This is a genomic window from Filifactor sp., assembly GCF_057248345.1.
On record NZ_DBHIIC010000045.1, the window covers coordinates 1 to 11,180 of the forward strand.

The window sequence follows — 11,180 nt, forward strand, 5'->3', positions numbered from 1 at the left end:
ATTTCTTTGATTTTAAGCTTTTTTCTAACCTTTCACTTCTGTACTTTTGACATCAATGCTACACTCTCAACATGCATTGTGTGACAGAACATATCTACAGGTTGAACGGTATCGGCAGTATAACCTACTTCGTGCAAGAGTTTCATATCCCGTGCAAGGGTTGCACTGTTGCATGAAATGTAGACAATTCTTGGAACATTCATTTCGCTGATAACATGAAGCAGTGTTTCGTCACAACCTTTTCTTGGTGGATCAAGCATAACAATATCTGCGCGAATTCCCCTCTTGTAAAGCTGAGGCAACACATCCTCTGACTTTCCACAGATAAATTCGACATTGTAAATTTGGTTGTGAGATGCATTTTTTCTCGCATCTAAAATAGCATCTTCGACAATTTCTACACCATAAACTTTTTTGGCATTTCTTGATAGAAATAGGGATATGGTACCGATTCCACAATAGAGGTCAATCACAGTTTCTTTTCCGGTCAGGTTTGCAAGTTTCAACGCGGTATTGTAGAGTACTTCGGTTTGAATGGGGTTTACCTGATAGAAGGAAAGCGGAGAGATTTCAAAAGTTAATCCGTTTAAGGTGTCATAGATGGTACCTTCACCAAACCACACGATATTTTCTTTTCCCATAACGGTGTTGGAAGGTTTTGGTTGTATATTTTGAACGACGGTTGTAAGGTTTGAAATTTGTTGTTGCAGTTCAGTGAGCAATTCTTTTCTGTGAGGAAATCTCCGCTCTTTGGTTACAAGTACAATCATGATCTGGTTTGTTTCAAATCCGACTTTCACAACAACTCTTCTCAAGTTTCCTTGATGAGTTGTTTCATTGTAGATGGGAATTCCTTTTTTTTGTGCAAAATTTCGGATGATTGTTACAGCTGTATTGCTGATTTCTTGTTGCAGGATACAGTCATTAACAGGAACAATATCATGACTTCTCACTTTATAAAAACCGCTGACAACGGTATTGTTTTGGATTGCGACAGGGTATTGACCTTTATTTCTGTAGTGGTAAGGGTGCTTCATACCTATTACCGGTAGCACATGGATGCAGTCCAATCCTCCGATTCGCTTGATATTCTCTTGCACAATACGTTGTTTCATAAGCAACTGATCTTGATAGTTCATCTCCATGATTTGACATCCTCCACAAAGATGAGATACTTTGCAAGGAGAGGAAATTCGATTATGGCTTGGAATTAGTATTTTTTCAGTAATTGCAACAGCATAGTTTTTTTTTCGCTGGATGATTTTTGCAAGAACGATATCTCCCTTTAGCGCACCTTCTACAAATACAGTAAGAGAACCGATTTTTCCAATCGCTTCTCCTTTGTGTCCCATATCAATAATTTCAATTTCGTAACAGTTCCCTAATATTGTCTCTTGTTCCATACAAATTCCTTCCTACATCATTCTGTTGTTCCACAAAAGTTTATATTTTTTAGAACAATTTTCATAAAATAAATGTCAATTCTTGTGTTTGATTGTATCATAAATGGTAAACATCATCAATTTTTTGTTACAATGCAAATTTTGTTGAGGGATATGTTTGAGAATAAGATATGGTTGATTCAGAACTAAATTTTTTGAAAAGAAAAATAGGAAACAAGTATGGGAGTTGAGGGGGTTATTGTAAGGTTTAGGATAGTGCTATTTTGAAATAATGATTATATTCGGTGTTAGATAAGATTTTTCAGATATGATTATTGAAGCTATTTTATGGAAAACAGTTTTTTTGCAAGAATTGAATTTCTTAAGATAAAGAAATGTAACTGTTTAACTACAAAATTTCATTTGACTTGATTATAAAGTAAAAAAAATGGGAATCATTTGAATATGTGAAAGTTATTATCAATTTTTTAGATTGATATGGAATAATATCTGATGAAAGAGGGAGATTTTATGAAACAAATATATGATGTTATTATTATCGGTTCCGGACCTGCCGGATTATCAGCAGGACTGTATGCAGGACGTGCAAAAATGAAGGCGCTGATGATTGAAAAAGGACAACATGGTGGACAGATTATGTCTACAAACAGTATTGAGAACTACCCGGGCTCACTTGCAGAGGAGAGTGGAGAATCTTTGACAGCTCGCATGGTAGAACAGTGTAAGACGTTTGGATTGGAGATTGTTCAAGATACGGTGTTGAAAGTGCAATTGGACGGTGTAATAAAAACGGTGGAATGTGAAAATGAAACGTATGAAACCAAAACGATTATTATTGCTACAGGAACGAATACCAAAAATATCGGTTGTATCGGAGAAGAGGAGTTTGTCGGAAGAGGAATTTCTTATTGTGCGACTTGTGATGCGGCATTTTTCTCCGGACTTCCTGTCTATGTAATCGGTGGTGGAGACAGTGCGATTGAAGAGGCAATCTATCTGACAAAGTTCGCAAGAGAAGTTACTGTAATTCACAGAAGAGAAGGTTTTCGTGCGAATAAGGCATCTTTGGACAAAGCAAGACAAAATCCTAATATCAAATGGTTATTAAATCGTAAAGTAGTGGAGATCAAAGGAGACGGATTAGTAGAATCTATTGTTTTAGAAGATGTTCGCGATGGTTCTAGGGAAGAGATACATGCAAGTCAAGAGGATGGAACTTTTGGAATCTTTGCATTCATCGGTTTGGTGCCACAAACAGAATTGTTCAAAGGTTTGTTGGAGATGGATGAGCAAGGATATATTATCTCTGATGATAAGATGCAAACTTCTGTTGAGGGAGTGTTTGTTGCAGGAGACTGTCGACAAAAATTACTGAGACAAGTAGTAACTGCTGTTTCAGACGGTGCAATAGCAACGGTATCAGCAGAAAAATATATTGAAGAATCTCATCAATAATATATTTTATACATTGGGATTGTGTTGTGTGACTTGTTGTATTTGAATATGTAAAAAAACATACAAAAAGAAGGATGAGAAAGAAATGATAACCCAATCATAGGTAGCTTTCTTGAAAATACATCCTTCTTTTTTGATGAGAATTTTTTGAAAAGTAATTACTCGTTATAGGGAATCAAATGGAAACCGATTTATTTTTCATAAGTTTTTACACGGAATCGAACTTTATTTTTTAAATTTGATTTTAGGCGGTACATCGTTTGTTTTGTAAGACTCCAAGACTCTGAACATAATTTTTTGGGATTGCGATGACATCGGTATCGTCGTTTCAAATTTTTAATTTTAACTGCAAGAGTTGGCGAAATTAAAGAGATTCCGATGAAAAGGAATATAAATCCGGGCAAAACGGGAAATATCATGCCCAGTATTCCCAAAAGAATAAAGAAAATACCCAATATTTTCTCCATGGTATCAACCTCCTTTGATGTTGGTTCATTCATATATGAGTGAACTCTTTGTGAAAGACCAAAAATATTATTTCAAGGTTCCATTTGTTTTAGACTTCATTCTGTTAGATTTAATGAAAAGTTCTTTTTTTTGATAAATATATTATAGTTCTATTTTATAGCATTTTAAGTTATATTTTGTAGAAATAGTGTAAATTAGTATAAGACGTTTTTCATACAAAATTTAAATTCACGATAATAAAAATATAATATTTTTATATTTCTATGGGAATTTGGGTAAATCAGTACAAAAAAACAGTGGTTTAGGTTATAATGTTATGATGAATACAATCTGAAATTATTAGAATGAGTAAGGATTGTATCATGAGTAAAGAAAGATTTTTATGTTGTGGAGTACAACATTGATATGAGACACCTATTTTATATCTTAATAGGGGATAGATTGGAGTTGTTATGAAAAGACTATTTCTAATTGATGGAAATTCGCTGGTTAATCGTGCATACTATGCATTGCCTCCACTTACAACAAAGGATGGATTGTATACCAATGCGATCTATGGTTTTTTGATGATGTTTTACAAAGCGATGGAAGAATATGCTCCGGATTATGTGAGTGTTGCTTTTGATTTGAAAGCACCGACTTTTCGTCATAAGGAGTACAAAGATTATAAAGGAACAAGAAAAGGAATGCCATCTGAGCTTGCCATGCAGATTCAACCTTTGAAAGGGTTGCTTGATACTATGGGGGTTCATAGGGCAGAAATCGAAGGATTTGAAGCGGATGATATCATCGGTACTCTATCTAAAATCGGAGAAGAGGAAGGTTTAGAAGTTTTTATTTTGACAGGCGATAGAGATGCATTGCAATTAGCATCGAAGACAACAAAGATTCTTTTCACGAAAAAAGGAATCAGTGACTTGGAAGTTTATGATGAAGATAAGGTAATAGAACGATATGAATTGACACCAAAACAATTTATTGATTTGAAAGGATTGATGGGAGACAGTTCTGATAATATTCCGGGTGTTGCTGGAATTGGCGAAAAGACAGGAATCAAGCTTTTGAAAGAATATGATTCGGTTGAAAATCTGATACTGCATATTGATGAACTGAAAGGTGCTGTCAAAACAAAAATGGAAGCCGGATACGAATCGGCTGTTATGAGCAAGAGGTTGGCGACAATAGTTAGATCAATACCGGTCGAATTTTCATTAGATGAATTGCTTTATGAAAATAAATCCGGAGAGGACTTAAGAAATTTATTTATGGAGTATGGGTTCACGTCTTTGATGTCTAAATTGGAATACAAAGACGAAACGCTTGCTACCGATATTACCATAAGTTATGATAGGGAAGAACTGATGAAACGAAATCCAACGGAGATTGGATTGATTGCTGCGATAGAAGATGGAAATATTTTAACAAAACGAATTTCGCGTCTTTATCTTTTGGTAGAGTCCACTGCTTATGCAGTAGAGGAAGAAAATATACCACAACTGAAAGAACTGTTGGAAAGAGATGGTATTTTTATCTATGGAAATAATCTGAAGAGAGAGTATACTGCCTTGAAACCTTATGGAATCACATTGCCGAAAATCTCTTTTGACAGCCAATTGGCACAGTATATTCTTAATCCTGCAGAAGTAGAGCAGGAACCTGAAAAGATTGGTGTGAAGTACGGTATGGCGACTGTCAGTCCGACTTTGGAAGATTTGCTTGGAAAAGGGAAGAAGAAGATGTCTTTTTCGATGGTGGATCGTGGTAATGTGGACGAGTATTTTGCAAAAGTATTGATGATGATTTCTCATTGTAAAAATAAAATGCAAGACATGATTCAGGAAGAAGATACCAAGTTTTTATTTGAAAAAATAGAACTGCCTTTAATGAAAGTATTAGGTGAGATGGAGTATCTTGGAATTGCAGTCAATGAAGAGGTGCTTTGTGAATTGGAACAAGAATTTGCAAAGTTAATTGTTCAGTATGAACGCGAAATTTATGATTTGGCAGGGGAAGAATTCAATATCAATTCTCCAAAGCAGTTAGGAATTGTTTTATTTGAAAAACTACAACTTCCTGTTCTCAAAAAGACGAAGACAGGATATTCCACAGGTGCGGAGATTTTGGAAAAACTCTATGATAAACATCCTATTATCTCCAAAATTCTGTCCTATCGACAAGTGAGTAAGTTACAATCTACTTATGTGGTAGGATTGTTATCGTTGATTAATCCTACTTCTAAAAGGGTTCACTCTACTTTCAATCAAACTTTGACAACAACAGGAAGAATTTCTTCTTTAGAACCTAATTTACAGAATATTCCTGTTCGTACAGAAATGGGTAGGGAGCTTAGAAAAGTATTTGTTGCAAAAGAGGGATATGTGTTGGTTGATGCCGATTACTCTCAAATCGAGTTGAGGGTACTGGCGCATATTGCACAAGAAAAGAAGATGATAGAAGGATTCCATGGGAGTATGGACATTCATACCAAGACGGCATCAGAAGTCTTTTCTGTTCCGGTGGAAGAAGTAACCAAAGAGTTGAGAAGTGCAGCTAAAGCAGTTAACTTCGGAATTGTCTATGGAATCAGTGATTTTGGTTTGTCTAACAATTTGAACATTACAAAAAAACAAGCACAGGAATATATTGACCTATATTTTGCCAGATATCCCGGAATCAAAACTTATATGGATACAGTGGTTAAAGAAGTAGAGGAGTTGGGGTACAGTACGACACTTTGTGGAAGAAGACGCTATATTCCGGAAATGAAATCAAGTAATTTTATTGTGAAAAATATGGGCAAACGATTGGCAATGAATACTCCTATTCAAGGGACGGCAGCCGATATTATCAAAATAGCGATGAATCGAGTATTTGAGTGGCTTAACACTGAAAAAGTAGATGCTGCATTAGTGTTACAAGTACATGATGAATTGTTGTTGGAAGTTAGAAAAGAAGATGCGGAGCGTGTTCGTGACAAAGTCATAGAACTTATGGAAGGTGCCTGGGATATGGATGTACCTTTAAAGGTAGATGCGACGATTGGAGATTCGTGGTTTGAAACAAAATAATTAGGAGAGTAACATGATTGTTTTAGGACTTACAGGTTCCATCGGAACAGGAAAATCTACGGTATCTCGCTATTTACAAGAAAAAGGATTTCCTGTTTTAGATGCGGATCAGATGGTAAAAGACTTTTATGAAGATAAAGATTTTTGCAAAGAGGTATCTGTTTATTTTGGGGAAAATATTTTGAATGAACAGGGATACATCGATATTGTTCTCTTTGGACGACTGGTTTTTGAAAATAAGGAATGGTTACAACAATTGAACCGAATGATTCATCCACGTATTAAATCGGAGTTTGAAAAGAGAAAAGTTCTTTTATCAAATCGTCAACCTATTGTTGTTTATGATATACCATTGTTATATGAGGCAAAGATGGAAGATTTGGTAGATGTTGTAGCAATGGTTTATTTGGATAAACACAAACAGGTGCAAAGAATTAGAGAAAGAGATAATCGTTCTGTGGAACAAATTGAACAAATTATAGGATATCAAATGCCACAAGAGGAGAAGAGAGAAAGAGCAGATTATATTTTGGACAATAATGGCACAAAAGAAGCATTATACCGACAGATTGATGATATGATTTTAGACATACTGGGTCATTATGAAAAATGTTCGGATAGAGAGGGAAATTTTGGAAAAATTAATTAAGTTTCTAATTGTGATGATATGTATAGGAATATTGGGAATTGTTACCGTACTTTATTCTCCACAAAAATATGTCCTATATCCAAAACGGTACCACGAGTATGTATCAAAATATGCAGAGGCATACGGAGTGGAAGAAAATTTAATTTATGCTGTTATGAAAGCGGAGAGCAGATTTTATCCGTATGCAAAATCTTCAAAAGGCGCAATGGGATTGATGCAAGTAACCGAAGGAACGTTGGAGTGGATTTCTGAAAAAATCGATTTAAGAATTCATGATCCTTATGATATTGAAAAAAATATTCAAGCGGGAACATGGTATCTATCTACCCTCCAAAAGACTTTTGATGATATTGATTTAATTATTATTGCTTATAATGCAGGTCCCGGAAAGACGAAAGAATGGATGGAAGAAGGAATTTTGGTTCCCGGTCAGACCGATTCCGGTAACTTGCCGTATAAAGAGACACAGCAATATATAGAAAAAGTGAAAAGATATTATACACAATACAATAAGTATTATAGGTGATAACTATGATAAAGAAGTGGAAAAAGAGATGTATTTTGTTAGGAGTGTGTTTGATTTCTTTTACCGGATGTACTTCACAACCGCTGGAGGAGAAAGTGGAAGTTTCTAACAAAATATTGTTTGAGAAAAAAGATGATACTTTACATCTTACCGTGGTGGATAGCAAAAATTGGAATCCATTACTGGTAACTGAAGAATCGGTAGACTATGCACTAAAACTGGTGTATGACGGATTGTTTACTTTGAATGAACAGTATGATGTGGTAAACAGATTGGCAGAAAACTTTTCTTATCAAAATGCGAACAAGGATATGACCATTAACATACGTTCAGATGCGAAATGGCATGATGGTTCTCAAGTTAAAGCAAGTGATATCAAATATACGATAGATTTTTTGAAATCTCATCCGGAGAGTGCGTATTATCCAATGATAGGTAATATTGCAAGTGTGTCTGTTTTGAACAATAAGACTGTCGTGTTACATTTAAAACAGAGCAATATTCTTCAAGAGTACACCTTGTTATTTCCCATCATCAAATATGGCTCGGGTTCCAAGACTCCTTTTGTTTGGAACGGAACAGGACGTTATCAGTTTGATCAATCCGAGGATGTCAGATCACTAAGGTTTAAGGAGTTTTCCAATTACTATGGAAAATTAGGAAATATTAAAAAAATTAAATTTGAAGAAGTAGATACAGAAGAAATTAGGAGCAATTTATTTTTGTCAACAGATGCTGATATCATGAATTTCGGTAGAGATGATATCGGTAAGTATGACTATGACCTTTTTGAAGTTATAGAATTTCCAAGTTTGCAATATGAAATGCTTTTGTTCAATACAAAAAAAGAACCGTTTAATAGTATCAAAAATAGACAAGCTCTCATTTCGGGATTAGATCGAGATATGATTTTAAAAAAAGGGTATCGGATAAATAACAAATACAATGAGATACTTATTCCTCAAAATTCTTTGTGCCATTTAGAAGGAATTCAGATTCCTTATGATGCCAAAAAAGCAAAACAGGACTTTACATCTACCGGAAAACGTGAGTACGAGTTATTGGTAGATTTTCATCGTCCTCTTCGTTATGCTGCTGCAAACCTCATAAAACAGGAATGGAAAAAAATGGGAATCGATATCAAAATAGTCGGACTATCATCTGCTGACTTAAAACAAAGACTTCATTCCGGAAATTATGATATGGCATTGATTGGATACTGGACAGGATTTTATCCGGATGTTATGAAATTTGCGAGTACAAAAAATCTTTCATTCTATGATACAAGTGCATTACAACAGTCAATGAATGTGCTGCAGACTCAACAGACCAAGACATTATTTTTACAAGACTATCATAAATTTCAACAAAAATTTATTCAACAGGCCTTTTATGCCGGATTTGGTCATTTAGATACTTGCGTTGCTGTAAATCGTAGATTACAGGGAACGTTAAGACCGAATAAGTTTGATATCTATTATGGAATTGAAGATTTGAAGATTGTAGAAACAGTTTATGAAAAAAAAGAGAAAAAAATGAAAGATGATCCAGATGAAATATCTTCTGATGAAACAATGGATGGAGATTCCAATTAGTAGAGAGTGAGTTATAAATAGACATTTGGTAACAGAGCATAGAGATGATGTGTCATCAATGCTCTGTTTTTCATAGGGAACAATATTTTAAAATAGTATGATGAAAAAAGTATCGCAAACCATAGTGTTAAAAAACAGATTTTTATGATAACTATTCATCAGTGATTAGTGTAAAAGGGGATTGGACAAAAAAAGAATGTATCTTGTTAAATAAACAAAATACATTCCATTTAGAAAGTTCAAAATTATATAGTACGGAAAATTCCGTATTTACTTTTTGATATTATAGTTTTGTTACATTAGCAGCTTGAGGTCCTCTAGCTCCATCAACGATTTCAAACTCAACATCTTGTCCTTCTTCAAGAGTTTTGAATCCTTCTGTTTGGATAGCAGAAAAATGAACGAAAACATCATTTTCGCCTTCTACTGAAATAAATCCAAATCCTTTTTCTGCGTTAAACCATTTTACTTTTCCTTGTTTCATGTTACATCCTCCAATAAATAAAAATTACATTTGTCAATCCCTATAGCTCACAGAAGAATTTCAAAAAATCCAAATATGTACGATAAGAATCATCCTTATTTCGTAATAAGGTATATTACTATTACACTATAGCATTATATTTGTTAAATGTCAATATTAAATAGGATATACTTCTTATATTTATTTGATTTTTCAAACACTTTAAAGGCACGAAGGGTGTCTAAATTTCAAAAAATTCAATAAATAGTAGACGAATAGAAAAATAAACAATAAACTAAGAAATGAAAAGGTTTATCACTTTACAAGTTACATACAAGTATATTAAAATATAGGAAGGAAAGTAATGGTGGCATAGTGATAACAAGAATATGATTTATTCTTATTTCGATTTAAAATAGTTTAGAAGGATATTTGATATGAAAAAAATATTAGTTACCGGCGGGACTGTATTTGTGACAAGAACGATTGCAGAATATTATGTAAAAAAAGGATATGAAGTCTATGTAATGAATCGGAATACTAAAGAACAACCTAAAGGAGTAATACTAATTCAAGCGGATCGTCATCATATTGGTAGAAAATTAAGACCATATTCATTTGATGTGGTAATTGACCATGCCTATACAGCGGAAGAAGTAGATTTATTATTGGATGCATTGGGGCAACATAAAGAGTATATTTTAATTAGTTCAAGTGCGGTGTACCCGGAAGATGGAATTCAACCTTTTACAGAAGAATGTAAGGTAGGTGAAAATAAATTTTGGGGTCAATATGGAATTAACAAAATAGAAGCGGAGAAATTATTATTAAATAGAAATCCGTCTGCGTACATAGTTAGACCACCCTATCTCTATGGACCGATGAATAATGTATATAGAGAGTCCTTTGTTTTTGATTGTGCGGTGTCTGGTAGAAAATTTTATTTACCTAATAATGGAAGTATGAAATTACAGTTTTTATTTGTAGAGGACATGTGTAAGTTTTTTGATATTTTATTACAGAAGAAACCGTCTAATCATATTTTTAATGTAGGAAACAGTAAGTTAATTAGCACTAAAGATTGGGTTTCTATGTGCTATGAAATAGTTGGGGAAAAATTGGAATTTGTTTATGTAAATCAGGAAGTGGAACAAAGAAATTATTTTAGTTTCTATGATTATGAATATCGTCTTTGTGTTGATAAACAAAATGATTTGATGTTAGAATGCAAGGATGTGAAAGAAGGGTTGAAAGAATCTTATGAATGGTACAAAAGTAATACAGAAAAAGTTAATAGGAAACCTTTTGTAGATTATATAGATAAATACTTGGTGAGAAATAGATACGATGATACAGATTGTTAGAATAATATATTACTAAATGTATAATGCTTGCAGTTTTTTTGTGAATAACTATGCTTATAATGATAAAAGTTAATTAGAATGTAGGGATTTGAATTGGAAATTAGATATATTAATGAACTAGATGATAAACTTAGAGTTAGTGAAATATATGAGCGAAGCTGGAAGTATGCTTATAAAAATATCATTCCA

General features: G+C 33.8%; 9 protein-coding genes. 6 read left to right on the forward strand and 3 right to left on the reverse strand.

The features are described from left to right. Positions 1-32: 32 nt before the first annotated feature. Positions 33-1,403: a 23S rRNA (uracil(1939)-C(5))-methyltransferase RlmD gene (gene rlmD, locus ACO5GE_RS06925; protein ID WP_484830191.1), complete on the reverse strand. Its 1,371-nt coding sequence runs from the start codon at positions 1,401-1,403 to the stop codon at positions 33-35. Positions 1,404-1,913: 510 nt separating this feature from the next. Between rlmD and trxB the strand changes: the two genes are divergently transcribed. Then, positions 1,914-2,858: a thioredoxin-disulfide reductase gene (gene trxB, locus ACO5GE_RS06930; RefSeq protein WP_484830192.1), complete on the forward strand. Its 945-nt coding sequence runs from the start codon at positions 1,914-1,916 to the stop codon at positions 2,856-2,858. Between the two features lie 191 nt (positions 2,859-3,049). On the opposite strand, the gene ACO5GE_RS06935 is transcribed toward trxB, so the two are convergent. Further along, entirely contained in the window at positions 3,050-3,325 is a 276-nt protein-coding gene (locus ACO5GE_RS06935; RefSeq protein ID WP_484830193.1) for a hypothetical protein, read from the reverse strand. Positions 3,326-3,778: 453 nt separating this feature from the next. On the opposite strand from ACO5GE_RS06935, the gene polA reads away from it, so the two are divergent. The 4 genes from polA to ACO5GE_RS06955 are packed head-to-tail and all read left to right on the forward strand — an operon-like array spanning position 3,779 to position 9,164. Further along, positions 3,779-6,394, forward strand: a complete 2,616-nt coding sequence (gene polA, locus ACO5GE_RS06940) for a DNA polymerase I (RefSeq protein WP_484830194.1) — start codon at positions 3,779-3,781, stop codon at positions 6,392-6,394. A gap of 13 nt (positions 6,395-6,407) precedes the next feature. Beyond that, positions 6,408-7,043, forward strand: a complete 636-nt coding sequence (gene coaE / locus ACO5GE_RS06945; protein ID WP_484830195.1) for a dephospho-CoA kinase — start codon at positions 6,408-6,410, stop codon at positions 7,041-7,043. Beyond that, on the forward strand, positions 7,027-7,569 hold the full coding sequence (locus ACO5GE_RS06950; RefSeq protein WP_484830196.1) for a lytic transglycosylase domain-containing protein: 543 nt from the start codon (positions 7,027-7,029) through the stop codon (positions 7,567-7,569). Before coaE ends, ACO5GE_RS06950 begins: the two co-directional genes overlap by 17 nt. 5 nt (positions 7,570-7,574) lie before the next feature. Beyond that, a complete protein-coding gene (locus tag ACO5GE_RS06955; protein ID WP_484830197.1) occupies positions 7,575-9,164 on the forward strand; it encodes an ABC transporter substrate-binding protein in 1,590 nt (529 codons plus the stop codon). Between the two features lie 283 nt (positions 9,165-9,447). Here ACO5GE_RS06955 and ACO5GE_RS06960 read toward each other — a convergent pair whose 3' ends face one another. After that, a complete protein-coding gene (locus tag ACO5GE_RS06960; protein WP_484830198.1) occupies positions 9,448-9,648 on the reverse strand; it encodes a cold-shock protein in 201 nt (66 codons plus the stop codon). A 416-nt stretch (positions 9,649-10,064) separates the two neighbouring features. On the opposite strand from ACO5GE_RS06960, the gene ACO5GE_RS06965 reads away from it, so the two are divergent. Then, a complete protein-coding gene (locus ACO5GE_RS06965) occupies positions 10,065-10,991 on the forward strand; it encodes an NAD-dependent epimerase/dehydratase family protein (protein ID WP_484830199.1) in 927 nt (308 codons plus the stop codon). The last annotated feature ends 189 nt before the right edge of the window (positions 10,992-11,180 follow it).